Origin of the sequence: Paenibacillus yonginensis, assembly GCF_001685395.1 — a bacterium.
GTDB lineage: Bacteria > Bacillota > Bacilli > Paenibacillales > Paenibacillaceae > Fontibacillus > Fontibacillus yonginensis.
Window position 1 is genome coordinate 2,197,527 of sequence record NZ_CP014167.1, and the last position, 26,654, is coordinate 2,224,180.

29 protein-coding genes are annotated in these 26,654 nt (G+C 50.8%); 2 read left to right on the forward strand and 27 right to left on the reverse strand.

The window, feature by feature from the left end; genetic code table 11:
- Positions 1-53: 53 nt before the first annotated feature.
- Positions 54-116: a hypothetical protein gene (locus AWM70_RS23250; protein WP_237167912.1), complete on the forward strand. Its 63-nt coding sequence runs from the start codon at positions 54-56 to the stop codon at positions 114-116.
- A 105-nt stretch (positions 117-221) separates the two neighbouring features.
- Here the strand turns inward: AWM70_RS23250 and AWM70_RS10130 are convergent, their stop codons facing one another.
- From AWM70_RS10130 to AWM70_RS10150, 5 genes are all read right to left on the reverse strand, one after another.
- The gene (locus AWM70_RS10130) at positions 222-1,667 is read right to left on the reverse strand and encodes a dihydrolipoamide acetyltransferase family protein (RefSeq protein WP_068696047.1); all 1,446 of its coding nucleotides are present in this window, start codon (positions 1,665-1,667) and stop codon (positions 222-224) included.
- A gap of 174 nt (positions 1,668-1,841) precedes the next feature.
- Positions 1,842-2,828: an alpha-ketoacid dehydrogenase subunit beta gene (locus AWM70_RS10135; RefSeq protein ID WP_068696049.1), complete on the reverse strand. Its 987-nt coding sequence runs from the start codon at positions 2,826-2,828 to the stop codon at positions 1,842-1,844.
- A 3-nt stretch (positions 2,829-2,831) separates the two neighbouring features.
- A complete protein-coding gene (locus AWM70_RS10140; protein ID WP_068696051.1) occupies positions 2,832-3,854 on the reverse strand; it encodes a thiamine pyrophosphate-dependent dehydrogenase E1 component subunit alpha in 1,023 nt (340 codons plus the stop codon).
- A 199-nt stretch (positions 3,855-4,053) separates the two neighbouring features.
- Positions 4,054-5,478, reverse strand: coding sequence for a dihydrolipoyl dehydrogenase (lpdA, locus tag AWM70_RS10145; protein ID WP_068696053.1), 1,425 nt, complete (start codon positions 5,476-5,478; stop codon positions 4,054-4,056).
- 46 nt (positions 5,479-5,524) lie between these two features.
- Positions 5,525-5,764: a hypothetical protein gene (locus AWM70_RS10150; RefSeq protein ID WP_169823426.1), complete on the reverse strand. Its 240-nt coding sequence runs from the start codon at positions 5,762-5,764 to the stop codon at positions 5,525-5,527.
- 258 nt (positions 5,765-6,022) lie between these two features.
- On the opposite strand from AWM70_RS10150, the gene AWM70_RS23450 reads away from it, so the two are divergent.
- Positions 6,023-6,187, forward strand: a complete 165-nt coding sequence (locus tag AWM70_RS23450; protein ID WP_169823427.1) for a hypothetical protein — start codon at positions 6,023-6,025, stop codon at positions 6,185-6,187.
- A gap of 109 nt (positions 6,188-6,296) precedes the next feature.
- Here the strand turns inward: AWM70_RS23450 and AWM70_RS10155 are convergent, their stop codons facing one another.
- The 22 genes from AWM70_RS10155 to spoIIIAE all read right to left on the reverse strand — a co-directional run bounded on the left by AWM70_RS10155 (position 6,297) and on the right by spoIIIAE (position 26,643).
- Entirely contained in the window at positions 6,297-6,779 is a 483-nt protein-coding gene (locus AWM70_RS10155; RefSeq protein ID WP_068700551.1) for a hypothetical protein, read from the reverse strand.
- A gap of 378 nt (positions 6,780-7,157) precedes the next feature.
- Positions 7,158-7,970, reverse strand: coding sequence for a sporulation transcription factor Spo0A (gene spo0A / locus AWM70_RS10160; RefSeq protein WP_068696055.1), 813 nt, complete (start codon positions 7,968-7,970; stop codon positions 7,158-7,160).
- A gap of 206 nt (positions 7,971-8,176) precedes the next feature.
- Entirely contained in the window at positions 8,177-9,502 is a 1,326-nt protein-coding gene (spoIVB, locus tag AWM70_RS10165) for a SpoIVB peptidase (protein WP_068696057.1), read from the reverse strand.
- 114 nt (positions 9,503-9,616) lie between these two features.
- Positions 9,617-11,341: a DNA repair protein RecN gene (gene recN, locus AWM70_RS10170; RefSeq protein WP_068696059.1), complete on the reverse strand. Its 1,725-nt coding sequence runs from the start codon at positions 11,339-11,341 to the stop codon at positions 9,617-9,619.
- Positions 11,342-11,366: 25 nt separating this feature from the next.
- Positions 11,367-11,816, reverse strand: a complete 450-nt coding sequence (gene ahrC / locus AWM70_RS10175; RefSeq protein ID WP_068696061.1) for a transcriptional regulator AhrC/ArgR — start codon at positions 11,814-11,816, stop codon at positions 11,367-11,369.
- A 25-nt stretch (positions 11,817-11,841) separates the two neighbouring features.
- On the reverse strand, positions 11,842-12,306 hold the full coding sequence (locus tag AWM70_RS10180) for a hypothetical protein (RefSeq protein WP_083180227.1): 465 nt from the start codon (positions 12,304-12,306) through the stop codon (positions 11,842-11,844).
- A 147-nt stretch (positions 12,307-12,453) separates the two neighbouring features.
- Positions 12,454-13,317 (reverse strand): TlyA family RNA methyltransferase, encoded by an 864-nt coding sequence (locus AWM70_RS10185; RefSeq protein ID WP_068696062.1) that lies wholly within the window; start codon positions 13,315-13,317, stop codon positions 12,454-12,456.
- Positions 13,318-13,367: 50 nt separating this feature from the next.
- On the reverse strand, positions 13,368-15,275 hold the full coding sequence (gene dxs / locus AWM70_RS10190) for a 1-deoxy-D-xylulose-5-phosphate synthase (RefSeq protein WP_068696064.1): 1,908 nt from the start codon (positions 15,273-15,275) through the stop codon (positions 13,368-13,370).
- A gap of 191 nt (positions 15,276-15,466) precedes the next feature.
- Positions 15,467-16,342 (reverse strand): polyprenyl synthetase family protein, encoded by an 876-nt coding sequence (locus AWM70_RS10195; RefSeq protein WP_068700555.1) that lies wholly within the window; start codon positions 16,340-16,342, stop codon positions 15,467-15,469.
- 23 nt (positions 16,343-16,365) lie between these two features.
- On the reverse strand, positions 16,366-16,623 hold the full coding sequence (xseB, locus tag AWM70_RS10200; RefSeq protein ID WP_068696066.1) for an exodeoxyribonuclease VII small subunit: 258 nt from the start codon (positions 16,621-16,623) through the stop codon (positions 16,366-16,368).
- Positions 16,592-18,016 (reverse strand): exodeoxyribonuclease VII large subunit, encoded by a 1,425-nt coding sequence (gene xseA / locus AWM70_RS10205; RefSeq protein WP_068696068.1) that lies wholly within the window; start codon positions 18,014-18,016, stop codon positions 16,592-16,594. Before xseA ends, xseB begins: the two co-directional genes overlap by 32 nt.
- Before the next feature lie 4 nt (positions 18,017-18,020).
- Positions 18,021-18,881, reverse strand: a complete 861-nt coding sequence (gene folD / locus AWM70_RS10210) for a bifunctional methylenetetrahydrofolate dehydrogenase/methenyltetrahydrofolate cyclohydrolase FolD (protein ID WP_068696070.1) — start codon at positions 18,879-18,881, stop codon at positions 18,021-18,023.
- Positions 18,882-18,914: 33 nt separating this feature from the next.
- Positions 18,915-19,361, reverse strand: a complete 447-nt coding sequence (nusB, locus tag AWM70_RS10215) for a transcription antitermination factor NusB (RefSeq protein ID WP_068696072.1) — start codon at positions 19,359-19,361, stop codon at positions 18,915-18,917.
- Positions 19,362-19,501: 140 nt separating this feature from the next.
- Entirely contained in the window at positions 19,502-19,735 is a 234-nt protein-coding gene (locus tag AWM70_RS10220; RefSeq protein WP_068696074.1) for a DUF2273 domain-containing protein, read from the reverse strand.
- A gap of 15 nt (positions 19,736-19,750) precedes the next feature.
- On the reverse strand, positions 19,751-20,290 hold the full coding sequence (amaP, locus tag AWM70_RS10225) for an alkaline shock response membrane anchor protein AmaP (RefSeq protein ID WP_068696076.1): 540 nt from the start codon (positions 20,288-20,290) through the stop codon (positions 19,751-19,753).
- Positions 20,291-20,355: 65 nt separating this feature from the next.
- The gene (locus AWM70_RS10230) at positions 20,356-20,766 is read right to left on the reverse strand and encodes an Asp23/Gls24 family envelope stress response protein (RefSeq protein WP_068696078.1); all 411 of its coding nucleotides are present in this window, start codon (positions 20,764-20,766) and stop codon (positions 20,356-20,358) included.
- Positions 20,767-20,881: 115 nt separating this feature from the next.
- Positions 20,882-22,225: an acetyl-CoA carboxylase biotin carboxylase subunit gene (accC, locus tag AWM70_RS10235; protein WP_068696080.1), complete on the reverse strand. Its 1,344-nt coding sequence runs from the start codon at positions 22,223-22,225 to the stop codon at positions 20,882-20,884.
- A gap of 36 nt (positions 22,226-22,261) precedes the next feature.
- On the reverse strand, positions 22,262-22,735 hold the full coding sequence (gene accB / locus AWM70_RS10240; RefSeq protein WP_068696082.1) for an acetyl-CoA carboxylase biotin carboxyl carrier protein: 474 nt from the start codon (positions 22,733-22,735) through the stop codon (positions 22,262-22,264).
- Between the two features lie 267 nt (positions 22,736-23,002).
- Positions 23,003-23,824, reverse strand: coding sequence for a SpoIIIAH-like family protein (locus AWM70_RS10245; RefSeq protein ID WP_068696084.1), 822 nt, complete (start codon positions 23,822-23,824; stop codon positions 23,003-23,005).
- A gap of 62 nt (positions 23,825-23,886) precedes the next feature.
- Complete coding sequence (gene spoIIIAG / locus AWM70_RS10250) at positions 23,887-24,528, reverse strand: stage III sporulation protein AG (RefSeq protein ID WP_068696086.1); 642 nt, start codon at positions 24,526-24,528, stop codon at positions 23,887-23,889.
- Positions 24,529-24,545: 17 nt separating this feature from the next.
- Positions 24,546-25,409, reverse strand: a complete 864-nt coding sequence (gene spoIIIAF / locus AWM70_RS10255; RefSeq protein ID WP_068696088.1) for a stage III sporulation protein AF — start codon at positions 25,407-25,409, stop codon at positions 24,546-24,548.
- 22 nt (positions 25,410-25,431) lie between these two features.
- On the reverse strand, positions 25,432-26,643 hold the full coding sequence (gene spoIIIAE, locus AWM70_RS10260) for a stage III sporulation protein AE (RefSeq protein WP_068696090.1): 1,212 nt from the start codon (positions 26,641-26,643) through the stop codon (positions 25,432-25,434).
- Positions 26,644-26,654: the final 11 nt, after the last annotated feature.

The following is a 26,654-nucleotide window of genomic DNA, read 5'->3' on the forward strand; positions in this document are numbered from 1 at the left end:
TAAGGAGTACCGCCGCATGCCAAAAAAAAGCCATGAGAATTGTTGTTTATGTCATGCTGATAGCCATGGTCGGTTCTGCGCTGATGGCGCTGATTGAACCCTTTATTTTTGATTAGAAGCAAGCGGAGCGTGCCATCCCGGCCCGGGTGGCTGCGCTCCGCTTGTTTTCCTCTGCCAAGCTCCGATTCCAAACCTCTGAATCAGACCTCGAACCTCTTTAATTAATACAGCTTTGTATTCTCCAGCGTCATGCTCTCCAGATTGTCTTTCACCCGCTGCATAAACCGTCCGCAGATAACGCCGTCCAGAATCCGGTGGTCCAGCGACAAACACAAATTGGCCATGGAGCGGACCGCGATCATGTCGTTGATGACAACCGGCTTTTTGACGATTGATTCAAAGGTAAGGATGGCCGCCTGCGGATAGTTGATGATCGGCTGCGACAGGATCGAACCAAATGAACCGGTATTGTTCACGGTAAAAGTACCGCCCTGCATATCGTCCAGCTTCAGCTTGCCTTCGCGTGTTTTGCGAGCCAGCTCTTCCACCTCGCGGGCAAGACCGGCAATGTTCTTCTGATCGGCTTTCTTAATGACCGGGGTCATCACGGAATCCTCTGTGCCAACAGCGAGCGAGATATTAATGTCCCGTTTGACGATGATTTTATCCACCGCCCAGACGGAGTTCATAATCGGATAATCTTTGATGGCATTGACGACCGCCTTAAGCAGGAAAGCCAGATATGTCAAATTAATGCCTTCTTTGCGGTAGAACTCTTCTTTCAGCTTATTGCGCAGGTGCACCAGATTGGTAACGTCCACTTCGATCATCATCCAGCCATGCGGGATTTCCGATACGCTTTGACGCATTCTTGTGGCGATCGTGTTGCGAATAGGCGTTACATCAATAAAATATTCGGACTGAGGGCCTTCGACCTCAATCTTAGGAATCCGCGGCGTCTCGGTCAGATGGAGCCCCGAATGACGAACAGGTTCGGAAGCGGCCTGAACCGGAATTCCAGGCTGAACAGCAGCTGGTGTTTGCTGAACCGGCGTTTGCTGTGCGGCTGGAGCCGCAGCCTGGCTGACATGCGCCATAGGTTCCTGCTTCGCTTGGGAAGCGCCGCCGGCACCTCCGCGCTCGATGGATGCAAGCACGTCTTTGCGCGTAATCCGGCCGCCCATGCCGGTACCAGCCACCTGCTGCAAATCAATGCCATGCTCGGCGGCTAAGGTTTGAACCGCAGGAGAATAACGTGCGCGCTGGCTTTGATCCCCGGATGAGGCAGCGAATCCTGTTTGCTCAGCGGCAGCGCCCTGCACCTGCGCGCTGCCGGCTCCTGCATTTGAAGAAGAGCCCGCGTTTGTTTGAGCCTGAATGTTTCCGGCAGCAGCTCCGGCTTCCACTGCCTCATCGGCAGTTTCAATCACACAAATCACTTCGCCTACAGCAACGGTTTGTCCTTCGGAAGCGCGAAGCTCGCCCATTACTCCTTCAATGGTGGAAGGAATTTCGGCATTTACCTTATCCGTGATGACTTCACAAATCGGCTCATAGGCTTCCACACGGTCGCCCGGCTTTTTCAGCCATTTGCCGATCGTAGCTGAAACGAGGGATTCGGCAAGCTGGGGCATAACCACTTCGATTAACGGTTGGGTTGATGGCATAAATAACACACTCCTGTCTGCAGCTCAGGATCTCCGGTGTTTTGATGGTTCCGGCGGGCTGCACTGGGTCTAGTTTAACGATTTTAAACAGCTATTCTTTCAAATATAAAATAACGTTCTGCCGCCACTCTATGGCGATATACGATCACAGCCGCCAGAAGGCGGCTGTTGAGATTAATACAAGGCAAGCTCGAGCATGGCCTCTTTCACTTTATCTTTGCTTAACATAAAGAACTTCTCCATAGGAGGACTGATCGGCATCGCCGGAACGTCCGGGCCGCACAGCCGTCTAATCGGGGCGTCAAGCTCAAACAGACACTCCTCTGCAATAATAGCAGCCACCTCGCCGCCAACCCCGCCTGTTTTGTTATCTTCATGCACGATCAGCACCTTGCCCGTACGGCGGGCGGCAGCGATAATCGCTTCACGGTCAAGCGGCTGGATGGTGCGCAGATCGAGAATATGCGCGGTAATCCCCTGCTCGGCCTCGAGCTCTTCCGCAGCCTGCATGGCGAAATGAAGCGGCAGACTATAGCCGATTACGGTAATGTCGTCGCCTTCGCGAAGCACGTTGGCTTTCCCGATTTCGACGATATAATCGTCTTCAGGCACATCCTCTTTGATCAGCTTGTAGCACTTCTTGTTCTCGAAAAAAAGCACCGGATCCGCATCACGGACCGCAGCCTTCAGCAGACCTTTGGCATCATAAGCCGAATAAGGCGCCACGATCTTTAAGCCCGGCGTGCCGAAGAAGATGGACTCGGGACATTGGGAATGGTACAAACCGCCAAAGATGCCGCCGCCGATTGGCGCACGAACAACGACCGGACAGCTCCAGTCATTGTTGGAGCGGTAGCGGATTTTGGCCGCTTCACTGATAATCTGGTTTGTCGCAGGCAGCATAAAATCCGAATACTGCATTTCAGCGATCGGTCTCATGCCATACATAGCCGCACCGATGGCAACACCGGCAATGGCCGATTCTGACAAAGGCGTATCCATGACCCGGTCTTCGCCAAACTGCTCCTGCAGGCCTTTGGTGGTGGTGAACACGCCGCCTTTTACGCCAACGTCTTCCCCAAGCACAAACACCCGCTCATCACGTTCCATTTCCTCTTTCATCGCCAAACGGATGGCGTCGATATATTCCATTACCGGCATCTCTTATTCCTCCCTCTCATCGGCATACACATGCAGCAGCGTATCTTCCGGTTTAGGGAAAGGAGCCCGATCCGCATAGTCGATCGCTTCTTTTAACTGTTCGGACAGCTCTTTCACATAAGCTTCCTCTTGCTCTTCCGACCATAAACCGCATTCGATCAGGTACTGCTTGAATTTCGGGATGCCGTCTTTCTGGCGGTATTCCTCAACTTCTTCTTTAGTTCGGTAAGCAAGATCGTTATCGGAAGTCGAATGTGGAGAGAGCCGGTACATCATCGCTTCAATCAAAGTAGGTCCCTCGCCGCGCAGCGCACGTTCTCTCGCTTCCTTCACCACCCGGTAAACCTCAAGCGCGTCATTGCCGTCTACCCGCAGGCCCGGAAAGCCGTAGCCGAGCGCACGGTCGCTTACTTTGCCGGCCAGCTGCTTGTGAATCGGCACCGAAATCGCATATTGGTTGTTCTCACACATGATGATGACAGGAAGCTTATGCACACCAGCAAAATTGCAGCCTTCGTGGAAGTCCCCCTGGTTGCTGGAGCCTTCACCGAAGGTCACAAACGACACGAGCTTTTTCTTTTGCATTTTGGCGGCCAGCGCTACGCCGACGGCGTGCGGAACCTGTGTGGTCACCGGACTTGAGCCTGTGACGATACGCAGCTTCTTGGAACCGAAATGGCCCGGCATCTGCCGTCCGCCGCTGTTTGGGTCCTCGGCTTTCGCAAAAGCGCATAACATCAGCTCCTTAAGCGTCATGCCGACTGACAAAACAAAACCGTAATCCCGGTAATAAGGCAGGAAATAATCCTGTTCCCGGTCCAGGGCAAACGCCGAAGCGACCTGCGCCACTTCCTGTCCGATCCCGGAGACGTGGAAGTTGATTTTCCCCGCCCGCTGCAGCAGCAAAATCCGTTCGTCGTATTTGCGTGCGAGCAGCATATATTTGTACATTTCCACGGCTTTCTGATCGGAAAGCCCAAGCTGCTCATGTTTAGGTTTTTGCTCCAAAGCTGATTTAGCATTCATTAGGGAGTTGCCTCCATTTCTTATTGGCATTAAAGCCTGAGGACCTCTTCAAAGAAGCCGCACAGTCCGCCAAAGATTTCCCATTTCAAGATTAGTATCCAAGTTCTAAAACCTGGTACTAAGACTTGGGGTAACTCTATTATAATCGCTTTTTCCGCAAAAAGAAAATATTACTTCTCTTCCCTTTACATTCCCGTTATTACATCCCGAGAGAAAGCCCGTCCACCGCAAGAGCAGCTTCGCCCAAAATCTCCGCAAGCGTAGGATGTGCATGCACCGTATGCCCGATTTCCCACGGCGTGGCGTCCAGAACCTGGGCAAGTGCAGCTTCGCTGATCAAATCCGTCACATGCGGGCCAATCATATGGACACCAAGAAGATCTCCGGTTTCAGCATCAGCAATCATTTTAACAAAACCATCTTTCTCTCCATAGACCAGCGCTTTGCCGATAGCCGAGAAAGGAAATTTGCCAACCTTCACTTTAAAGCCTTTGTCTTTAGCATTTTGCTCTGTCATGCCGACAGAAGCTGCCTCTGGCCGGGTATATACGCAGCGAGGCGTGTGCAGAGCATTAGATTTGACGCGGGAAGGCTCTCCAGCCAGGTGTTCAGCTGCAGTGACGCCTTCATGGCTGGCCGCATGAGCCAGCTGAAGTCCGCCGATGCAGTCGCCAATCGCATAAATATGGGGTTCGGTTGTCTGCATTTGCTCATTAACCCGAATAAAGCCGTCTTTAACCGCTATATCGGTATTTTCCAGACCAATGCCTTCTACGTTTGCCTGGCGGCCAATGGACAACAGCAGCTTTTCGGCGGCAAGCTCCATTTCTTTCCCACCCATGTCCGCCTGGATGGTGACAGCTCCATTATCTTTCTGCAGGGTATCCGGCTTGATTTTGGCTCCGGTCAGCACCTTAATGCCCCGGCGTTCAAACAGACGCTTCAGCTCTTTGGCTACGTCCTGATCTTCATTCGGCAGCAGCTGCGGCGCTGCTTCAACGACGGTAACCTGGACTCCAAAGTCATGCAGCATCGACGCCCACTCTACGCCAATTACACCGCCGCCGACGATAAGAATGGAGGCCGGCAGCGCCGACATCTCCAGCGCTTCGTCGCTGCTCAGCACATATTGGCCGTCGGGCTCCATTCCCGGAAGAATCCGCGGACGGGACCCTGTGGCGATAATCAGGTTAGTTGGCACGATTGTCTCCATCTCTCCGTCCGCCAGCTCGACAGCGAGCGCTCCACTCTTTGGAGAAAAGATGGACGGACCGATAATACGGCCGCGGCCTTGAATAACCTTGATCTTATGTTTCTTCATCAGGTATTGTACCCCTTTGTACAGCTGCTCCACGACTGCCGCTTTACGGGCCTGCACCTTGGGAAATGCCAAAGCAACGCCCTGCGTCTCAATGCCGTAGCTTTCGCTGTCCTTCATCTGGGCGAACAGCTCTGCGCTCCGCAGCAAGCTTTTGCTTGGGATACAGCCTTTATGCAGACAGGTCCCGCCCAGCTTGTCCTGCTCCACCACAACCACTTCTTTCCCTAACTGCGCAGCACGGATCGCTGCTATGTATCCTCCCGTTCCTCCTCCTAGAACGGCTACGTCACAAGTAATGGACATGTTGGTCTCCTCCAATGGATTAAGTTTAGTGTTTTGAACAAGTCTCCTATTCGTAAAGCGCATCCCGAAGTTTAGTCGACATCTTAGGGCCTTTAGCCCGCTGGGCCAGCAACGCTTTCCGCAGTCTTTTGTTCTCGGCCGTAAGAGCTTGTACATCCGAATGCAGCTGTATGATCAGCTCTCGGGCGGCTTCATCCCATTCGGGATGGCCAGCCAGCAGCTTGTCTACAGAAGAATCAAGTTCTTCCTGCTTAAAAGGTTGAGATTGAATATTTGATCCGTTCATGCCTGTCATTTCTGCACCTTCTCTGCCTTCTTTAGGATAGGCTCCAGGCTTTTCCTGAAGTATTAACCTCGTTATTTTACCATAACCCTGCCTGACAATCTCGTTTTCGCAGAACAAGGAACGCTCCCGACTGAATCCTAGAGTTGAATTTGCCAGTCAATACGGTTAATTATATAATCCGTTATGGGATTACAAATATCATTTCCCCTGAATCATAAGCAACACAAGTTAGGGGCTAGGTGCTGGGAGTCGTTTAGTATGAAATATGATATGATTTTGCGTTTTGTGGCGGCTGTTGTGTTCTTTACGTTTGTACCTTTTGTTCAGGCTTATCCTTGGGCAACGGCTTTGTTTGTCGCAGCGGGAATTTATTGTGCGGTTACGGGATTCTCAAAAATCATTAAACCCGGTGGACGAAAATAACCCGTTAATTCAAAGGGAAGGCTTGGAGATCTGTCCTACACAAAAATACGCAAAAACGCCTTGCTCCAGCTTCAAATGGGACAAGGCGTTTTCTTATGGGGCGGCTTCATCAGTTGCCCTGTTCCTTGGCAGGGGTGACAGAATCACGCTCTACGAAATATTTGTTAGTCATATAATGAGCCGGACCTTTCGGCGTATCAACCAATCCTTTTTTCATATCCAAAAAGACGATTTCATTACATTCATTACAATACCATTTAGTTCGCTTCAGCGGCGAGTGGGTCACATAAGAGGCTCCGCATTTGCAATCTACTTTTATTAATAGTTCACTTTTCTTGTACGCGCTGGAAAGCTGCTGCTGGTTCAAGTTGGAGTGCTGCCCTTGAGAAACCGGCATAATCGTTTCCTGATAGCTGGAATACTTGTTATGTACCTTGAAATCGGCAACCAGCTCCGGATTCAAGCCAAAAAATTCCTGTCCGATTTCGGTTACAAATTTAACGCCGTTCTTGTAACATTCCATCCAAATCTTGATTTGATCAGGCGACAAAGGAACGGTTCCTTTGATACCGCTGTTCAAGGTGTAAGTCATGATGTAAAGCGTATCATTTTGTTTGTTCAATTGTTGCTAGCCTCCTTTAATCATCAGATACTGTACTATACTTTCAGAAAGAAATCAAAACTCCCCTTCCTGAGTCCTAAAAGCGACAAGGCGCTCTGTATAAGGCAGGCTTTTTAACATTATTATGAATTATTTTAGACAAATATACAAACCTCCTTCTTACATTCCTATGACATTATCTCAAGGAAGATCTTCTTGCTTGTTTTCAACACAAAAAATACCACGATCCATTGAATGGCACACTCCGTCCAATGGCCGTGGTACTTGCTGTGCTATTAATAAGTATGTTGGCTGGTTTCATTGGCCAAATCGCTGGATTCGGCCGACGATTCAATCCTCCTTACCCTTTCACGACACCTTATGCTCAATTCTCAGCTTGTCGGCGACCATGGCGATAAATTCGCTGTTGGTCGGCTTTGATTTGCTGATATTGATCGTATAGCCGAACAGGTGGCTGATGCTGTCGATGTTGCCGCGTGTCCAGGCCACCTCGATGGCATGACGGATGGCACGTTCAACCCGGGAAGGGGTTGTTTTGAATTTCTCAGCGATAGCTGGATACAGCGTCTTGGTAATAGCCCCAAGAATCTCGATGTTATTGTAAACCATCGTAATGGCTTCACGCAGGTATTGGTAACCTTTAATATGTGCCGGTACGCCGATTTCATGAATGATCGACGTAATGTTCGCATCCAAATTCTTGCCTTTAGCAATCGGAACTACATTATTGGATTTCACAAACAACGAAGAAGCAGGTGCACTACCGGAGGCCAGAGCCTGAACATTAACAAGCTGCCGAATCCGGCTGGCCAGAACATCCATGTCAAACGGTTTGAGAATGTAATAAGAAGCACCAAGCTGAACCGCACGCTGCGTAATGTTCTCTTGACCGAAAGCAGTCAGCATAATAATCTTCGGCTGCGGGTTTAGATTCATTTCACGCAGACGTTCGAGAACGCCTAGTCCATCAAGATGAGGCATAATGATGTCCAAAATCAACACATCAGGCAGCTTTCCGCCTTGTTCGATAGCTTGAAGAACTTCTTCACCATTGTAAGCAATACCGGAGACGACCATATCCTCCTGTTCGGAAATGTATTCCGCCAATAAATTCGTGAATTCCCGATTATCATCCGCCAACAATACCTCTATCTTCTGCAAGACCTTATTCCTCCTTAGTATGTGTGAATATTTCTGGTAGTTTTTTCCCTCAGGAATAACAATTTCGACACAGAGGTTGGAATCCCTTCTGTCGAAAATTATTTTTCTTTATTTTTTTTCTTGGCTAGGCTATAATTAATAATTTATTTACAACATTTCTGTTTTTTTCGCTCAGTTTCGACATAATGCAAAACAATCTTAAGGGGTTAACCCACCTTAAGATTGCTGTCAGTGTTGGGAGAAATCGAGATTCCGGCGTCTTTGAGCATCCATTCTATAAAACACCCGTAACCGGATTTGGGGTCATTGACGAAGACATGCGTAACGGCTCCAATGAGCTTTCCGTTCTGCATAATCGGACTTCCGCTCATGCCCTGAACAATACCACCCGTTTTGTTGATCAGCTTCGGATCGGTAATCCGGATCACCATGCCTTTAGTTTCGGGGGTATGCTGTTTGGCAACATGAACCACTTCCACTTTAAAACGTTCAACCTGCTGTCCGTTTACTACGGTCAAGATTTCGGCAGGGCCTTCTTTGACCTCTTCGGCAAAAGCGACGGGAACCGGCTGTCCATACAAGCTGTGATCCGGATTTTTGTCCATTTTCCCGAAGATCCCGAAATTGGTATTGCGTTCAATGGTTCCAAGCTGTTTACCTTCTTTTACAAAAATGGCCCGCTTCTCTCCAGGTTCCCCGTTTTCGCTTTTGGAGATCGAAGTAACGCTGGATTGGATCACTTGGCCGCTGCCGACTACAATTGGAGTTTGGGTATTCATGTCGGTAATTACATGTCCCAAGGCTCCGTAGACGCCTTGTTTTGGGGCGTAAAAGGTTAAGGTTCCTACACCAGCGGCAGAATCACGAATATAAAGTCCCAGCCGCCAGACTTTGTCTTTGGCATCAAAGCCGGGCGTCAATTGTGTAGTCTTGACTTCATTACCCCGTTTAAAGGTCACTTCAAGCGGTTTCTTGCTTTTCCCAGCCTTCTCTACAATTGGGGACACTTCTTTGGCATCCGTCAATTTAATGCCGTTCAGGTGGGTAATCAAATCGCCAAGCTTAAGTCCGGCAATTTCTCCCGGCGAAATCTTGCCTTGGCTTTCCGTAATCTGATGATGACCGACAACCAGAATACCATCCGACTTGACCTTCACCCCAATGGTTTGCCCTCCTGGTATGACTTTCAGGTCAGGTACAACTTTTACTTTAACCGTTTTGTACGGCAGCTTGCCAAATAACTTCAGCTTCAAATCAGCAGCCCCTGCGGTTAAAGAGGTAAGGCGCAAGGAATGTCCAGGTTCAACATTGGCTTGAAGAGAAGTTATGCCGTCCATTGCTACGACACCAGGACGGCTAACAGATGCCTGGGTTTGTACCGGCAGATCCATCGAGACCTGGGCGGCCTGCCCTTCGAACATGCGCAGCTCACTGGTTAAGAGCGGGTATTTGGCGGCTGCGGTGGTACCGATTAAACATAAAAAGAAAGCAACAAAAAGACCGAGAATCCTTTGCTTTAGGTTACGGTTCAATGGCTGTCACGCTCCCTCTGCTTCTTTCGCCTGACGAAAAGGTGGTCGCCAATCGCGTAACTATAAGATACCCCCGGCCTGATCTTTTATTACTGTTAATCATTGTTCCTTACATTAAAAAATACCCTTTTGCGCCTCAGCCAAATTGAGCATTTCCTGAGCATGATGCAACGTTTTCTCCGTAATCTCCACTCCGCCGAGCATGCGCGCCAGCTCCTTCACCCTGCCTTCCTGACTAAGCGGTTCAACCGTAGTCATGGTTCTTCCGTCCGTAACCGTCTTCTCAATTAAGAACTGATTATCGGCCATGCAAGCTACCTGCGGCAGGTGGGTAATCGAGAAAACCTGACAGGTTGCAGAAAGCTTGTACAGCTTCTCTGCTATAGATTGTGCCGCACGCCCGCTAACCCCCGTGTCCACTTCATCAAAGATCAGGACAGGGACCTGGTCATGACGGGCAAACACACTTTTGAGCGCCAGCATCATTCTCGACAATTCACCGCCGGATGCAATCTTGCCAAGCGGTCGCAGCGGTTCTCCTGGGTTGGGAGAAATCAGGAATTCGGCCGTATCCATCCCTTGTTTGGTCAACCTGATCCGTCGGCCCTGCCATTCTACACCGGACGGGTCCTCCATCATTCCCATTTCAACCTTTAAGGATGTCCGCTGCATCTGAAGATCCTTGAGTTCCCCTTCAATTTGCAAAGCCAAATCAGCAGCGCAGGATTTCCGAGCCTGACTTAAAGCTTCGGCTCTAGACATAAGCTGTTCGAGCAAAACCGCTCTCTTCTCTTCCAGCTGCTCCAGGATTTCGTCCTTATTCTCAAGAGTATCCGTCTCCTGACGGATCTTCTCGTAATAACTTAATATGGACTCAATGGAATCCCCATATTTGCGGCGCAACGAAGAAATATCATCCAAACGGTCTTCAACTTCCCTGAGCCGCTCAGGATTAAACTCGAGCGTATCCCGGTAATCCCGAAGCCCAAAGGCGGCATCTTCCAGCTGGTAATAAGCATTTTGAAGCTGCTCGACAATGGGGCCGATTTTTTTGCTGTCATAAGAAGCAATATCCTCCAGCCTGGAAATTGCAGTAGCAATTACATCAATTCCCTGCTGGCCATATAACTGTTCATAAGCGCCGGATACCGCATCCATCATTTTCTCGCTATGGGATAGTTTAAGCTTTTCTTCGGCCAGCCATTCATCTTCTCCGACCGTTAATTTGGCTGCTGCGATTTCTTCCAGCTGGAATCGGTACATATCCAGCATTTGCAGCATCTTCTGGCTGGTGCTGCGCAGTTCATTATATTCCCGGTTGGTTTTGATAAATTCGACATAGGTTTCCTGATAATCGGATTTAAGAGGACCGATCAAAGAACTTCCGTAAGCATCAAGCAATTCCAGATGACGTTCGGGTCGCAGCAAGGTCTGGTGTTCATGCTGACCATGAATATTAATCAATCGTTCACCGATTTCACGGAGCATGGTCAAATTGACCAGCTGTCCATTAATGCGGGCCGTGCTTTTCCCCTGCAGGCTGATATCCCGCCGGATAATCAGCAGTTCTCCTGCATCGCCGCTTAATCCGAATTCCTTCATTTTCACCCATACCGGATGTTCTGGAGGTAGGTCGAAGGCTGCTTCCATCTCTGCTTTATCACAGCCGTAACGGATCAAGTCCGCGGAGCCCCGGGCACCGGCGATTAAACCTAAAGCATCAATAATAATTGATTTACCGGCACCGGTCTCTCCTGTCAGGACAAGAAATCCCCGGTCAAAGGTAATGTCCACGGCCTCCACAACGGCCAGATTACGGATGGATAATGAAAATAGCACGCCAAACCCTCCCAAAATCCTGTTATCAGGAAATATAGCTCATAATTTGATTAACTACCCAGCTGCTGTTCTCTTCCGTCCGGCAGATGATCAGCATCGTGTCGTCTCCGCAAATGGTCCCCATAATTTCCGACCACTCCATATTATCCAGCAGAACGCACACCGAATTGGCCGTTCCCGGCAAACACTTCATGACAACCAGATTCCCGGTGTAATCAATGTGAACAAAACTGTCCACCAAAGCCCGCTTCAGCTTCTGCACAGGGTTATAGCGCTGATCGGTCGGCATTGAATATTTATACCGTCCATCATCTGTCGGAACTTTGATCAGCAGCAGCTCCTTAATATCCCTAGATACGGTTGCCTGCGTAACCTGAAAACCAGCCTTTCTTAACGAATCGACCAATTCATCTTGAGTTTCAATGTCCTGCTGGGTAATAATTTCGCGTATTTTGATATGACGTAGCCCTTTCATGTAATTCCTCCAACTGCCTATTTGGCTAATACTCTTCTTCGTTCGCCAGACGAATCTTGCGAATTTCATTCATTTCGCCGTTTATATATAACATTCCTTCACAATCCGGATAGAGCAGCAAAAACGGAAGCAAAGCCTTTCGTACGCCGCTGCCTGTCCAATCCATGGGCTGCCTGTCTCGTGCTTCCTTAACGACATAGTATGCCCCATCCTTGCTAACTACATAATCTATATACAGCCGGCTGTACAGCCGTTCGCCATCGCAATCAAACGTAAGAGGCACCTTCAGTTTGCCGCTTACCACTTCATAGCCGCTGCGCTCCAGCAATTCAACGGCAGCCGTTCGTTCGAACTGATCATTGATTTCAAACCCATGTCCCGGTTTAAAGGGGGCGGGACGGGACAGCCAGGAAGAAAAAGTTCTCCAAAGCAGGAATAGAATAACCAATACCATCACGATCATTAGCCATTTATCCGAGCCTGCGTCCACATCCGCACCCCGCTTTCCCTTTGATTGCCTTTATTATAAACAAACAAACGTTCGCAAATCAAGCCTCTTCCCGTTCAAAACACACAAATTCGAGCAAAAAGCTCCCGGGAGCTATAAACTCTCGGAAGCTTTCCAAGCACGTCGTATTTAATTTGCTGATGAATGCCCAGGCGCTGAGCGGAAGGTCTTTGAAGCCCGAGCAACAATTTCCTTGGCCGTCTCCGTCCAGGAATACGGTTCCTGCAAGGCGCTTGCGCCTTCCGGCTCCAGACCCAGGTGAGCCAGAAACTCGATATTTCCTTCCCCGCCTGTAATCGGAGAGAAAGTGAGCCCTTTGATCTGAAAGCCGAGCTCCTCGGCAAAGGACAAGACGTGCATCAGAACTTCCTCATGCACCTTGGCATCCCTGACTACTCCGGATTTGCCCACCTTTTCCCTGCCTGCTTCAAACTGAGGTTTAATTAAGGCAACAACATCCGCCGGCCGTTTCAACAGCTGTTTGAGCGGAGGCAAAATAATGCGCAGCGATATGAACGAAACGTCTATGCTCGCAAAATCGGGCTCAGGCCCGTCGAGATCCTCCGGCGTCATGTAACGGAAATTAGTCCGCTCTTTGACGTTGACACGCTCATCATTACGAAGACTCCAGTCCAGCTGATTGTATCCCACGTCAATCGCGTACACATAAGAAGCTCCATGCTGCAGCGCACAGTCAGTGAATCCGCCAGTTGAGGAGCCTATGTCCAGCATAATCCGGTCATGAAGCGGGATCTCGAATTGTTTGATCGCTTTCTCCAGCTTCAGGCCTCCCCGGCTAACATAAGGGTGAACGGCCCCCTTCACTTTAAGCACAGCTGTGCGCGGAAGTTTGGTGCCTGCCTTCTCCACACGGCCATGTTCATCGTATACCAATCCGGCCATAATAGCGGTCTTGGCTTTCTCCCGGCTTTCAAAAAAGCCCTGTTCGACGAGCAGCACGTCTACCCGTTCTTTGGTCCCTGAACCTGACATGTAGTTCTCCTGTCTGTATGTTTAAGCTTTAAACCCTTTAATCTAAAAAATCAAGAAGGCAGCGTTTTTTTACCATAAGCAAAAGCTTGCTCGGCTTTGGCCTGCTGAACCTTCTGTACAACCGCTTCAACCGTCAAACCGACCTGCTCGCGCTGTTCCTTGATGCTGCCGTGCTCAATAAACCGGTCGGGAATGCCCATCAGCTTGATGTCGATCCCGGTGATTTCATGCTCAGCGTAAAACTCCAGAATCGCGCTGCCCAGACTGCCGGCTTGGCTTGCTTCTTCCAGCACCAGCATCGTTCCGTGGGACTTCACCACTTCGAGCAGCATGGCCGAATCCAGCGGTTTGAGGAAGCGGGCGTTGATTACGGTTACTTTGATCCCTGCCGATTTCAGTTGATCGGCAGCCTCTTCGGCCACCTGAACCATAGGTCCGATCGCCGCAATCGCGATGCCTTCGCCCTCACGAAGCTTCTGCCAGCTGCCGATCGGAATCGAAACCAGCTCCTCGTCCAGTTTAACGCCGGTTCCGTTCACGCGAGGATAACGGTAAGCAATCGGGCCGTCATTATAGTCAAGCGCCGTCTTCATCATATGGCGAAGCTCATTCTCATCCTTCGGCATCATCATGACAAGGTTAGGAATATGGCGCATGAAGGCAATGTCGTAGGCCCCCTGATGTGTTTCTCCGTCCGCGCCGACGAAGCCGGCCCGGTCAATCGCAAACATGACGTTTGCGTTATGCCGGCATATATCGTGAACGATCTGGTCATAAGCCCGCTGCATAAAAGTCGAATATACCGCATATACGGGCTTCATGCCTTCCATTGCAAGCGCTGCGCACATCGTGGCTGCATGCTGCTCGGCAATACCTACATCAATCATCCGGTCCGGAAACCTTTCCGAGAAAGGAATAAGACCGGAGCCGCCCGGCATGGCCGGCGTTACCGCCACAATCCGTTCGTCCTGCTCGGCCAGTTCAATTAGAGTCTGCCCGAAAACCTCCGTGTACATCGGATTGCCTACAGCTTTGAGCACTTGGCCGGATTCAATTTTGTACGGCGAGATGCCGTGCCATTTATAAGAATCTGCTTCAGCAGGCTTGTAGCCTTTGCCTTTGGTTGTTAAGACATGAACAAGTACAGGCCCCTCTACGTTATCGGCCTGCTTAAATGTCTCCAGCAGCTTCTGGATATCATGACCGTCTACGGGTCCCAAATAGGTAAAGCCAAGCTCCTCGAACAAAATGCCGGGAACCATCATATATTTGAGGCTGTCCTTGACTTTCTCAGCCGTCTTGGCGAGTTTGCCGCCAATGGCCGGAATTTTTCGCAGCAGAATTTCAATTTCATCTTTGGCACGCAAATAGGTGCGGTCCGAACGAATCCGCGACAAATAATTGTGCAGCGCCCCAACGTTGGGGGCTATAGACATCTCGTTGTCGTTCAGAATAACCATCAGCTTCTTTTTCTCATGGCCGATGTGATTCAAGGCTTCAAAAGCCATGCCTCCCGTCAGTGCTCCATCACCGATAATCGGAACGACCTTAAAATTCTCGCCCTTCAGATCTCGAGCCAGCGCCATGCCCATTGCTGCAGACAAAGAAGTGCTGCTGTGCCCGGCTTCCCAGACATCGTGTTCGCTTTCCCGCCGTTTAACAAAGCCGCATAAGCCATTTAATTTGCGAAGCGTATCAAATTGGTCCATTCTGCCGGTCAGCATTTTATGTACGTACGCCTGATGACCGACATCATAAATAAATTTGTCCGTGGGGCTGTTATAGCGGTAATGAAGCGCCAGCGTCAGTTCCACCACGCCCAAGTTGGAAGCCAGATGGCCGCCGGTGACGGAAAGCTTCTCAATCAGAAACTGACGGATCTCCGCCGCCAGCGATGCAAGCTCATCGACGGACAACTGTTTGAGATCCTCAGGCCCGTTGATTTGCGAAAGCAGCATTTGAATTCCCCGCTTTCCTTTGTTTAAATAACATTCTATTGTTAGTGTTCCCAATTATAACATAAAAGTCGTTTTAACAGAAATAACGGCAAATTTTGCGCTGCTTGTCCTGCAAGGGACAATAATGAAAAGCAAGCGCTTATTTGCCGTCATCCATCTGCCGTTAGGGATCATCACCGGATTCAGTTCGGTTAATGGTCGCGTTTCAGCAGGAAGTCTGATATTTCAAACAAACGGGCCGGATCCGGAATCCCGCCATCCTCCAGAGCACCTTTCGCCTCTGCGGTTAATCTGGCCACTTCCGCACGGGAAGCCTCAAGTCCGGCAAAATAAGGATAGGTGACCTTCTCCATCTTGACATCGCTTTGCGTACTCTTCCCAAGCTTGGCTTCGTCCCCGACCAGATCCAGAATATCGTCTTGAATCTGAAAGGCAAACCCGATATTGCGGCCAAACCGCTCTAGCGCATCAAGCTGGCGCGGAGATGCCGAAGCGATTCTGCCGCCGGCCTTTAAGGCGAATACGATCAGATCGCCGGTTTTATGTTCATGGATATACCGGAGTCCATCCAGATCCGTAACCCCTTGCTCCGCTTCCATATCCGCAGCTTGTCCCCCCACCATGCCGCAAGGACCGGCATAACGGGACAATTCCTCCACGATAGCCAAGGTTTGTTCGGCCGGCACATGGTATCTGCGGGAGGCCTGGGCCACACTGTAAAAAGCATGGGTCAGCAGGCCGTCCCCGGCCAATATGGCCGCTGCCTCTCCAAACACCTTGTGATTGGTTGGTTTGCCCCGTCTGAAATCATCGTTGTCCATAGCCGGAAGATCATCATGAATGAGGGAGTAGGTATGAATCATCTCCACTGCACATGCGACCGGCATGGCCGCCTCCCGGCTTCCGCCAAGGCTTTCGGCTGCGGCAATTACCAGCAGCGGACGCAATCTTTTTCCCCCGGCCGTCAGCGAATATTGCATAGCCTCTTTAAGCGTGCCGGGAACCTGCCAATCACCGGGCAAAAAGCTTTCAAGAGCGGTATTCACCTGACCGCAAACTTGCTCCATATATTGCTCAAAAGACGGACGACTCAAGCAAAATCACCGCTTCCTCCGCCGTTTTCACTGTAGGGTTTCTTCACGGCGGCTCCGTCAACCTCAACAATCATTTCGATCTTCCGTTCCACCTGCTCCAATTTCTGACCGCAGAGCTGGGACAGCTTCATCCCCTGCTGGAACAGATCAATCGCTTTCTCAAGCGGCACATCCCCATGCTCCAGCTGGGAGACAATCGCCTCCAGTTCGCTCATGGCCTCTTCAAAACTCAGTTCCTGTTTCTGTTCTTCCATGCTCTTCTCCTTCCGGCTTTATGCCCCAAACCTGGCAGTCAAGCACCCCGTCGGTGATTTTGATCTTCACCTGATCGCCCGGCTGCACCTGGTTGATCGATTTGATCAGCTTTTGTTCCTGCTCATCATAGACAAGGCTGTAGCCGCGGCTCATCACCTTGAGCGGACTCAGCGCATCGAGCTGCCTGATCGCGCCGCCAAGTGCAGCGGAGCGCTCTTTGAGCAGCGCAGCCATGCTTTGCTTCAGCCGGCGGGTCAGCTCATCCTCGCGGGCTGAAGCCTGGTTCAGCTGCGCCTGCGGATGGAAGCGCAGCAGCGTTTCATGCAGCCGCCCGTAGCGGCCGGCTGTCAGCTTGACCCGGCTGTCCATCGTGCGGGACAGCCGGTGCTTCAGCATGTCCAGCCGCTGGACATGCTGAAGCACCTGGCGGCGCGGCTGCGTCAGCGCCGGCGACCTTTGCAGGCGCGCGAGGCGCTCGCGCTCGCGGGACGCCTTGTGCTGCAGCCCCTGCCGCAGCGAACGCTGGAGCTGGCGCAGCAGCTCCTTCAAATCCGCGATATGCGGCACCGCAAGCTCGGCCGCAGCTGTCGGCGTGGCCGCCCGCAGGTCGGCCACAAAGTCGGCGATCGTAAAGTCCGTTTCGTGCCCGACGGCCGAAATAATCGGGATCGCCGAATCATGGATCGCTCTGGCTACGATCTCTTCGTTGAAGGCCCACAGCTCTTCAAGCGAGCCGCCGCCGCGGCCCACAATGAGTACATCCGCCTCGCCCATGCGGTTCAGCTCGCGGATGGCCTTGACGATCGAGGGCGCTGCGCCTTTCCCCTGCACCAGCACGGGATAGAGGACAATATGCGCCTGCGGATACCTTCTCTGCAGCGTAATCATAATATCGCGCACCGCCGCACCCGTTGGCGAGGTTACCACACCGATGCTGCGCGGAAATTTCGGGATTGCCTTCTTGATCGAAGCTTCAAACAGACCTTCCTGCCCCAGCTTCTTCTTCAGCTGCTCATAAGCCAGATATAAGCTGCCAATTCCGTCCGGCTGCATATGCGTGGCATAAAATTGATATTGTCCATCCCGTTCAAACACCGACACATTGCCTCTGGCAATCACCCGTGAGCCTTCCTTCGGAATGAAAGGCAGCCTCTGGTTATGCGAAGCGAACATGATGCTTTTAATCCGGCTGTCCGCATCCTTAAGTGTGAAATACATATGTCCGCTGGAATGATGCGTGAAGTTGGAAATTTCCCCGCGGACCCATACCTCGGACAAAAGCGGATCGCTTTCCATTTTCATCCGAATATACCGGTTTAGTTCCTTGATGGAATAAATGCGCTGTTCCACAGCAAAGCCTCCTTTATCAGGCTGCCGGACACCTTTCGGCATCCAATCAAACCGTCAAACCGTTCAGCCTTTTGGCGGCGATCAGCGTATTTTTCATCAGCATCGTAATCGTCATCGGACCTACCCCGCCAGGAACCGGCGTAATAGGACCGGAAACCTCCTGCACGCTTGCAAAATCGACGTCCCCGGCCAGCTTGCCGTTCTCCAAACGGTTCATGCCGACGTCGATGACAACCGCACCCGGTTTAATGTAGGAAGCATCCACAAAATTGGCGCGGCCGATCGCCACCACGACGATATCCGCCTGTTTGGTCAGTTCTTTCATATTCGCTGTGCGGGAATGGCACATCGTAACTGTGGCATTCTCACGCTGCAGCAGCAGGGAAACCGGTTTGCCGACAATGTTGCTGCGGCCGATGACAACGGCATGTTTGCCGCTGATTTCAATGCCCGCACGTTTAATCAGCTCGATAACTCCAGCCGGTGTACAAGGCAGCAGGCTGTCGTCCCCGATCACTAAATTGCCTACATTAACCGGGTGGAACCCGTCGACATCCTTCTCTACCGAAATGGCGTCGATCACCGATTTCTCATGGATATGGGAAGGAAGCGGCAGCTGAACCAAAATGCCATGGATGCTGGCTTGTCCATTCAGTTTGTCAATCAGCACAAGCAGTTCTTCCTGGGTCGTAGAGGCCGGAAGGCGATGAACCTCGGAATAAAAGCCAAGATCTACGCAGGCCTTCTCTTTATTGCGGACGTAAACCTGGGAGGCCGGATCTTCCCCGACAAGCACGACGGCAAGACCTGGCTGGACTCCCTTTCCTTTAAGCTCTTCTACTTCAATGCGAATCTGGCTGCGAATTTCTTCTGATACCTGTTTCCCGTTGATAATAGGTGCTGTCATCGTTTCCCCGTCTCCTTTAACCCTTAGCTATTTTTAGTTTTTGAGCTTGTCCAGATCCTGTATCATTTTCCCCAGTACCCCGTTGACAAACTTGCCCGATTCCTCGGTGCCAAAATGTTTGGCCAATTCAATCGCTTCGTTGACGGCTACCTTGGCTGGCACGTCCTCGCGGAAGATCATCTCATAAGCGGCCAAACGGAGTACCTGCCGGTCCACCCGGGACAAGCGGCTGATCTGCCAGTTCTTCAGATACTGCTCCAGCATTCCGTCAATGGCGGTTTTGTGCTCGGTTACTCCTGCCACCAAACCCATGATCTGTTCTCTGGCTTCATCAGGATTGCCTACGCTGTCAACTCCGCTTTCATTGTCTTCTGCCGCTTCGGTGAGCAGCATCATTACGGCCTCCTGGGCGCCGACTTCATTCATTTCCATCTGGTACAAGCTTTGTACCGCAAGTTCTCTAGTTAAACGCTTTTTCACAACATTTCCTCCCGGACTTTTACATAGCTGATCTATAAACTTCGTTGCAATAAAAAAACCTGCAAAATGCTATTCTCCACCGCCCTGGGGGGCCTTATTCAGCTTCATCTGTTTTGCAGGAGAAAAGCATATCACAGGAATTAGCGGAAAGGACGCCATTTGCTAAACAGCCAGTCCCTTATTTCCTTCCATGGTATCAAAGAGCCTTGATCAAGATCCTTGTATTTGCCGGCCGTGTAACCGACGAATAGGATCAGCGCACAAAACATCATGTTCCAAAATCCGGATATTAAATAAATAATGATTAAAAATACAGCAGCCGCAACTCCCAGCAGGCGTCCCCTATAGCTGGCCCACAATTCTTTCCAAAACATCGGGACGAACTCCCCCTATTCCACCCGGCTCTTAATCACCGGCGATTGCACCAGGTTGGCAATATATACGGAGACATAAGAAACCGGAATGCCGGTAATTTCTTCCACCTGATCATGAACCTGCTTCTGCACTTCTTCCGTAAGGGGAGGAATCGCTGTTTCCCCGTCGACAAGAGCACGGACATGGATTTCAAGACCGGATTCGGAAACCCGGATTCTTGTCTTCACATCACGGACTCCGCGCACGCGCGAAGCGGCTTTATACGAAAGATTCTCAATCGTCTCCACCGAAATCTGGATATCGCCAAATTCGGTTCTTTGATCGATTGACGGCAGCGAGGAACGATCCCTGCGGATCGAAATATAGAAGAAACGGATGCTGAACAGGAATAGAAGAACCGCTGCTACCAGGACGGCTATATAAAGTCTATTTTGATCGCGCGAGCTCAAAGAGACCGGAACGGCATTCGTTAGGAGGAGGATTGCAATTACACTGATAATGCCAATGCTCAGGCTATATATAAAAAGCAAAATCCTGTCTAAAATCTTTGCCACGAAATCTGCAGCCTCCCTAAATTATAGTAAACCCCTGACTCAATTGTCGGGGGTTTATGCTCTCGTTATTTAACCCTGTTGTTTAAATCGGTTGTTTCTTCAACTTTTTCAGCCGTCTTGAAAATGACGTCATGAATATGTACGTTCACTTCCACAACGGCAAGACCCGTCATCTGCTCAATGGAGCGTTTAACGTTGCGCTGAACTTCACTCGCCACTTCAGGAATCCGGTTCCCGTATTCCACGATGACCGATACGTCGACAGCCGCTTCACGCTGGCCTACTTCGACTTTAACGCCTTTGGATAAGTTCTTGCGTCCGAGCAGTTCGGCAATGCCGCCGGCAAATCCGCCGCTCATTCCCGCTACCCCTTTCACCTCTACCGTTGCCAAACCGGCAATGACTTCGATGACTTCCGGCGCAATTTGAATCTCTCCAATATCGGTACGTTCAAATTCAGTCGGCAAAGTACTCATCTTCTTCTCCACCTCTCAATAAGTTTGCGACAGACCCAGTGTCATAGAGGCAAGCGCACTTATTATACATACTATATCATTTTGCCTGTATTATGACAAACTTGGCCTAATTGTTTTAAACCTCATGTTCTTCCAGAAATTTAATATCGAAATCACCACGGACAAACACCGGATGATCCAGCAATTTCTGATGGAACGGAATGGTGGTATGAATACCTTCCACGGCAAATTCGGCCAGAGCGCGTTTCATCTTGGCGATTGCTTCCTCGCGGGTCGGCGCCCAGACGATCAGCTTCGCAATCATCGAATCATAATGAGGAGAGATGGTATAACCCGGATAAGCTCCGCTGTCCACTCGTACTCCCGGTCCGCCCGGTGCCAGATAAAACTGGATTTTGCCCGGCGAAGGCAGGAAACCCCGGTCAGGATTCTCCGCATTGATCCGGCATTCGATCGACCAGCCGTTTAACACGATATCCTCTTGTTTGAAGGACAGACGGTTGCCTTCGGCAACGGAGATCATCTCTTTGATCAGATCCACGCCGGTGACCATTTCCGTTACCGGATGCTCGACCTGAATCCGCGTATTCATTTCCATGAAATAGAATTGGCCGTCGGGACCGAGCAGAAATTCCAGCGTGCCTGCACCGCAGTAATCCACAGCAAGAGCAGCCCGAACGGCGGCTTCGCCCATCTCGGCTCTCTTCTCCGGAGATAACACCGGACAAGGGGATTCCTCCACCAGCTTCTGGCGGCGGCGCTGCACGGAGCAGTCACGTTCGCCCAGATAAACGGCATTGCCGTGACTGTCGGCCATAATTTGAATTTCAACGTGTTTCATGCCCGTCAAATATTTCTCCAGGTACACGCCGGCATTGCCGAACGCCTTTTGGGCCTCCTGCTGTGCCGTTGTAATTTGCTGAATCAGGGAAGCTTCATCCTCGGCCAGACGGATGCCTTTGCCTCCGCCGCCCGCTGTTGCCTTAATAATGACAGGATAACCAATATCTCTGGCAATCATGACCGCTTCATCCAAATCTTCGATAATGCCTTCGGAGCCTGGAATGACCGGTACGCCCGCATCCTTCATGGTCTGCTTGGCAACGGATTTGTCGCCCATCCGGCTGATCGCGTCAGCGGAAGGTCCAATAAAAGTGATGTTGCAGGAGTCGCAGATCTCAGCAAAGTCGGCATTCTCAGACAAAAATCCATAGCCCGGATGAATGGCATCACATTCCGTCAGCGTAGCAACACTCATAATATTCGTAAAATTCAAATAACTGTCTTTGGATAAAGTCGGGCCGATGCAATAGGCTTCATCTGCAAGACGAACATGCAGCGAATCCTTATCCGCTTCGGAATAAACGGCAACCGTGGAAATATTCATTTCCCGGCAGGCACGGATAATCCGAACCGCGATTTCGCCCCGGTTGGCAATTAATATTTTGTGAAATTTCATGGTTTATCCTCCTGGTACCAATTTCTTAAGCTAATATTATTCCGGCTTCACCAAAAAGAGGGGCTGTCCATATTCCACAAGCTGTCCGTTTTCAACCAAAATATCAACGATTTCGCCTTTGACTTCGGCTTCAATTTCGTTCATCAGCTTCATCGCTTCGATAATGCAGACTACCGTCTTGTCCGAAACGCGGTCGCCCTTATTCACGAAAGGACCAGCATCCGGGGAGGAAGCACGATAGAAGGTCCCTACCATCGGAGAAGCGATTGTATGTAAATTGGAATCCGCCGCTTTCCGTTCCGGAGCTTTGGCTTCTTGCGTCAGCTCAACTGCAGCCGCTGCTGCAGGAGCAGGAGCCTGAACAACCGGGGCTGCCGCAACCTGAACGACTTCGGTTTTACCCGGTTTGCGAATCATCAGGCGAGTTCCTTCGTTCTCAATTTCCAGTTCGTGGACAGAGGTTTCATCCACCAATTTGATCAATTCTTTAATTTCATTCAATTTAAACATTCAACTATTCACTCCTCCAGCTTTTTTGAAGAACACCCCGATGTCCGGCGGCAGGAAATCCACCGTCTTCTCAGGCGTGTCCTTTGGTAAAGAAAGCAATGTCCGTCAGTTGTGCAGCACAGCCGAAACGATTCAACTTCCTTTGACACCGTAAAGCTTTGGTACTTGGTCATAACATAACTTTATGTATTATATCACAATGTGATGAAATAGAAAGAGTCCAAGCAGAACCCTGGACTCTTTGGCATCAAGTTTAATTGGAACCGATTACTTGGCCGAACTTACATACTGGACTTTTACTTTGTCCTGGGAGACGCCAAGTTCGCTGATGACAAGGTCAATGATGGTCGCTGCGTCTTTGGCCTGCAGCTTGTCGTTCATTACCACGACTTTAAAGCTGTTATTCTCTTCTGCAACTACGGCTTTGCCATAACGCTGGGATACCTGCTCTTCGATATCGTTGATTTTGGATTCTTTATCTTGAAGAGCGTTATATTCGTTTGCCGCTTTCGCGTTTTCTTCCGGCGTTTTGCTGAGATCGTTCATCGTTTGCAGCAGCTCATCGGCTTTCTTGTAGTTGGCTTCGTTTCTTTCGTATTGATATTGGTCCAGTTGATCGCTGCCAATTGTGCCCTGTGCCTGAGCCGTTTCCAGCACTTCTTCGTCCGTCTTGGCTGTCTGCGAGCCGGCTGCTTGTTTGTCGCCGGAGGAGGCGTCAGCCGATGCGCTGCCGTCTTTAGCAGCCTTATCATTGGACGCTTCTCCCGATTGGGTTTGGTCACCGGCTGCTGCGGCTGTGCCGCTGTCCGTTTGCGTTTGGTCGTCCGCCGCCGTGCTGTCTGTTGCGCTATCATCAGCGGCTGCTGTTTGTCCGTCATCTCCGCTGGTTTCATCCGTCACTTCGGTTACAATCGAGCCGCCGGAATCGCCGGAACCTGTTCCTTGGGCATCCGAGACGGCAACCTGCTGCCCGTCGGCCGATTTGGTCGCAGCCGGACCCGAGTCTTCGGTAAACAGATAATAGGCGGACAAAACCACCATCAAGCTGAGCATGGAGACAAGCCAAATCGTTTGACGTTTTGTTTTCATTGAAAATTCCTCCTTAAAATTAATAGGGTAAGAGAAGTTTTGATTATTTCCTGAATCTGCACTTACTCAGAGGTTTTCCTTGGAGCAACAGAAATGCGATAGGCCGGCACGTTCAATCCTTTCTCCACAGCATCAACAATCATTTGTTTGACGATTTTGTTTTCGGCCCCTTTAGCTACGACCAGTACGCCCCTGACCTGTGGTTTTACTTTTTTGGTAACGATGGGCTGCTGATCGCCTGACACTTCATACGTCACAATTTCACCGTCTCTTGTGTATTCCGTAATGTGCCTTTTTCCCCCGTTTCCATCGGTCTCATCGGTAGACTGCTGACTGTCCTTGACATTGCGCTGGAAGACCGTTTCCTCGGTAGAATCCACGGTTACCATCACATCGACTGAGCCCACGCCGACGATCTTTTCGAGAATATCCTTTGTTTTGTTCTCCATCTCTTCTTCGATGCTGTCAAAAGGACTGGTGCCGTCCGTTCCCGCCGCAACGGATGCTGAAGTGTTCACCGTATCGGAAGGAGGCTCCCGTCCGACGCCGCCCGTGTCGATTTTCTTCACATGGACAAAGGAATTAAACAGCATGAAGGCAATACCGATGAGCCCGATAATAATGAGCAGCCTGAAGGTATGTATTTTTTTCCCTCCGCCTTCACCCCCGCCGATCCACTGCTCCAGTTTTTTGAGCCAATTCATTTCCGCCCTCACCTCCTTTACGGTCTATCCGCCTGCAGCTGGTAGATCTCGATCCGATCTCCGGCGACTCCCCAGCTGCTCCCGAGCATCCGTGTAATCTCTTGCCCTTCAGCCGTATCTGGCGCCACCAACACCGCCTGGTCGCCGTCCGCCTGGGTTCCAGCTTTGCTTCCGTCTCCGGCGCCTCCGGCATCCGAGGAATCCTCCGTAACCTCAGGCCCCTGCGCCCCATTCTCTTTGGGTCCGATCCTGATTTGATCTACGCCGATTTGAATCGGATCCACCCCCGGGATTTGTATGGTGCCCTGGGACATATCTGATGAGGAGAATGCAGAGTCCCGGTTCGGCTCAGCCGTTTTTGCCATAACAGGGGTATCCTCCGCCGCCGGATTCAAGTACACCTTCACACTGCTGATCACCGGTTTGTCGTAGTTCTGCCGGATGCCTTGTTCCTGGTCCTTTGCCTCAGTTTCTTTAGCCGGCACTACCTGGATCGTGACAGCTACACGCTTCACATTCAGGCCTGTGTTCGCTTCGATTTGCGTTTTCATCTGCTGCGCCGTCTCCGAGCCCGCCCATTTCAAGGAATCCTCCAAGCTTGATTGCCTCAGCTGCTCTCCTTGCTTTAGGATCTGCTCAAGGCTCGATTGTCCGGCTGCTTTGGTGGAATTCAACTGCTTCTCAATAGCCTGCTGCAGCTTCTCTACAGGGCTGCCGTCCAGCAGCTTCAGGATCGGACTCAGCAGTGTCAACAGCACCAGCAGACTGAGGACCAGCTTTACGTACCGCTCCATCGAACGGCTGGGAAGCAGCATCTCGATAATGCCTGCCAGCAGCACGATAAAAATGATTTGTCTCAGCCACTCGGCTAACCAGCTCATGTCCACTCCCGCCTTTCCCGCTTCAGCGCATCATGACCGTAATATTGCCCGCCGTCAGCATGATTGTAATGGCCAGGAAAAACATCAGGCCTACCGCTGCCAATACAGCGAACACATACAGCATGCTTTTGCCGATCGTCTCCAGACAGGCCACAATTGGCGTATCGCCTAGCGGCTGCATGACGGCTGCTGTGAAATTATAGATCAGCGCAAGGGTGAGAATCTTGATCGCCGGAAAAGCACACAGGAATAAGATGATGACCACGCCGACAATGCCAACTGCATTTTTCACAAGAATTGAGGCCGAGATAACCGTATCCGTGGCATCCGAGAATACCTTTCCGACGACCGGAACAAAATTCCCGGTTAAATATTTCGCTGTCCGCAGGGTAACGCCGTCCGCTACAGAGCCTGCAATGCCTTTGACGGAAATGACCCCGAGAAATATGGTAAGCATGACCCCCAAAAGTCCCATCGCTACCGTTCTGAGCAGGTCGGCCAGCCTGGACAGCTTATACCTTTCGTGCATGGAGCTTACAATATGAAGGATGGCCGAGAAGAACAGCAGCGGAAACACGACAACATGAACGAGCGTACCCACCGAATGGACCATGAAGACGACCAGCGGATGCGTGACCGAAACGGTGACGACATTGCCCATGGAAGCGAGCAGAGTGAACAGCAGCGGTACCATCGCCATCATAAAATCAATCATGCCTTCTATCGCTTTTGCCGCATAAGAAATCGCCACATGAAAGCTGTTGATCGCCAGGATAATCAGAACCATGTAACAGATATAGAAAGCGATTTTGCCGACGCTGCCTTTCTCGAAGGCGCTCTGCAGAGTTTCTAGCAGCATACTGAAGACTGTCAGAACGACTATGGTTACCAAGATTTTGGCGTTATACAGCACCTCGTGCCACATAAACCGGAGCAACCCTGACAAACCTGCCGGGATACTGAATCCATCACCGCCCGGAAGGATCATCTCCTTGAAGGCAGGCAGGCTTCCTTCGGGAAAAAATCCCCCGTATTCTTTCATAAGCTGCTGCCAATAGGCTTCAATTTCGTCCGTCTTCACCTGCTGGCTCGCGGCTGAAGCCTGCTGCTCGTCCGCCGACGGGTCTGTTTGTTCTTCTCCGGATGCGAAGGCCGTCAAGGGAGTCATAAGCAGGAGGGTCAGCCACATGGCCGCAATCAAACTCACCAGGGTCGTCCGAAATCGGTGTTTCATGGTCACTCCTC

Bases quoted from the DNA above. Each gene is read 5' to 3' on its own strand.
- accC (WP_068696080.1), bottom strand. From the start codon at position 22,225: ATGAAATTTCACAAAATATTAATTGCCAACCGGGGCGAAATCGCGGTT.
- dxs (WP_068696064.1), bottom strand. From the start codon at position 15,275: ATGCTGCTTTCGCAAATCAACGGGCCTGAGGATCTCAAACAGTTGTCC.
- folD (WP_068696070.1), bottom strand. From the start codon at position 18,881: ATGACAGCACCTATTATCAACGGGAAACAGGTATCAGAAGAAATTCGC.
- ahrC (WP_068696061.1), bottom strand. From the start codon at position 11,816: ATGAAAGGGCTACGTCATATCAAAATACGCGAAATTATTACCCAGCAG.
- AWM70_RS10220 (WP_068696074.1), bottom strand. From the start codon at position 19,735: ATGTTTTGGAAAGAATTGTGGGCCAGCTATAGGGGACGCCTGCTGGGA.
- AWM70_RS10245 (WP_068696084.1), bottom strand. From the start codon at position 23,824: ATGAAAACAAAACGTCAAACGATTTGGCTTGTCTCCATGCTCAGCTTG.
- xseB (WP_068696066.1), bottom strand. From the start codon at position 16,623: ATGGAAGAACAGAAACAGGAACTGAGTTTTGAAGAGGCCATGAGCGAA.
- AWM70_RS10230 (WP_068696078.1), bottom strand. From the start codon at position 20,766: ATGAGTACTTTGCCGACTGAATTTGAACGTACCGATATTGGAGAGATT.
- AWM70_RS10140 (WP_068696051.1), bottom strand. From the start codon at position 3,854: ATGAATGCTAAATCAGCTTTGGAGCAAAAACCTAAACATGAGCAGCTT.
- spoIIIAE (WP_068696090.1), bottom strand. From the start codon at position 26,643: ATGAAACACCGATTTCGGACGACCCTGGTGAGTTTGATTGCGGCCATG.
- AWM70_RS10135 (WP_068696049.1), bottom strand. From the start codon at position 2,828: ATGCCGGTAATGGAATATATCGACGCCATCCGTTTGGCGATGAAAGAG.
- lpdA (WP_068696053.1), bottom strand. From the start codon at position 5,478: ATGTCCATTACTTGTGACGTAGCCGTTCTAGGAGGAGGAACGGGAGGA.
- spoIIIAG (WP_068696086.1), bottom strand. From the start codon at position 24,528: ATGAATTGGCTCAAAAAACTGGAGCAGTGGATCGGCGGGGGTGAAGGC.
- AWM70_RS10150 (WP_169823426.1), bottom strand. From the start codon at position 5,764: ATGAACGGATCAAATATTCAATCTCAACCTTTTAAGCAGGAAGAACTT.
- xseA (WP_068696068.1), bottom strand. From the start codon at position 18,016: ATGCCGAAAGGTGTCCGGCAGCCTGATAAAGGAGGCTTTGCTGTGGAA.
- AWM70_RS10155 (WP_068700551.1), bottom strand. From the start codon at position 6,779: ATGACTTACACCTTGAACAGCGGTATCAAAGGAACCGTTCCTTTGTCG.
- AWM70_RS10185 (WP_068696062.1), bottom strand. From the start codon at position 13,317: ATGTCAGGTTCAGGGACCAAAGAACGGGTAGACGTGCTGCTCGTCGAA.
- AWM70_RS23450 (WP_169823427.1), top strand. From the start codon at position 6,023: ATGAAATATGATATGATTTTGCGTTTTGTGGCGGCTGTTGTGTTCTTT.
- AWM70_RS10130 (WP_068696047.1), bottom strand. From the start codon at position 1,667: ATGCCATCAACCCAACCGTTAATCGAAGTGGTTATGCCCCAGCTTGCC.
- accB (WP_068696082.1), bottom strand. From the start codon at position 22,735: ATGTTTAAATTGAATGAAATTAAAGAATTGATCAAATTGGTGGATGAA.
- spoIIIAF (WP_068696088.1), bottom strand. From the start codon at position 25,409: ATGAGCTGGTTAGCCGAGTGGCTGAGACAAATCATTTTTATCGTGCTG.
- AWM70_RS10195 (WP_068700555.1), bottom strand. From the start codon at position 16,342: ATGGAGCAAGTTTGCGGTCAGGTGAATACCGCTCTTGAAAGCTTTTTG.